1 protein-coding gene is annotated in these 883 nt (G+C 69.0%); it reads left to right on the top strand.

All coding sequences use genetic code 11. From position 1 onward, the window contains the following. Nucleotides 1-234: 234 nt before the first annotated feature. Nucleotides 235-883 (top strand): hypothetical protein (locus AX681_RS05230; protein ID WP_156456039.1); only part of this gene is annotated, 649 nt, incomplete at its 3' end.

Consider the following 883-nt stretch of genomic DNA (forward strand, 5'->3'; position numbering starts at 1 on the left):
CGGGATGAGTCTCCACCGCATCTCCCCTCCCTGAAAGGGAGGGGTCGGGGGTGGGTGCGCGCGTCCGCGCGCTCAAAAGACCCAACCGACCGCCCGACAAAACAGCGGCAACTGAGGCATCGAGCCTCGCTTGCCGCTAAACCCACCCCTAGCCTCTCCCTTTCAGGGAGGGGAATTGGATGTGGCCTAGCCCGCCGCGCGCTCTCGCCCTAGCATCACCGGATGCTCCGCCGCATGTCGTTCCTTATCCTTGCCGCAGCGCTATTGCCCGGTGCGACCCAGCGCGAAGCCGAACCACAGGGCTGGTATGTCATCGCCGACGATGCCGGCGCAGTGTTGGGCCATGCCAGCACCGCCAGCCAAGCGCTACCCGAGGGCCGCGAGACGATCGAACGGCGCGAACTCCGGCTGGCCGATGGCGAACGGCCGAGCACCACGCTGACCGATACGACCACGACCCGCTTCGACCGATCGGGCCGCCCGCTGCTGATCGTCACCGAATCGCGCGACGGCCGCGTTATCCGCCGCACCGAAACCCGCATCGCGGCGACCAGCGCCACCATCACCCGCCAGAGCGAAAGCGGTCGCCACGTCACCCGTGTCGCGCTGCCCCCCGGCACCCGTTTCGACAATGGCGAGGGGCTGATGCGCGGCTGGACCGGAGACACGCCACTCGCCTTCCTCAACCTTAACCCCGCGGCGGGGCTGGTCGAGCGCATGACGATCGAACGCGCGCCGACCCAGCGCCCCGGCGCGCTGACGGTTCTGCGCAAGCGCTTCGAGGGCACCGGACTACGCGGGATCATGCGGCTCGATCTCGACGCATCGGGGCGCATCGTCGCGGCGATCCAGCCCATGTTCGGTGTGGCGGTCACCACCCGCC

Origin of the sequence: Sphingomonas sp. CCH9-E2 (assembly GCF_001557215.1) — a bacterium.
Taxonomy (GTDB): Bacteria; Pseudomonadota; Alphaproteobacteria; order Sphingomonadales; family Sphingomonadaceae; genus Sphingomonas.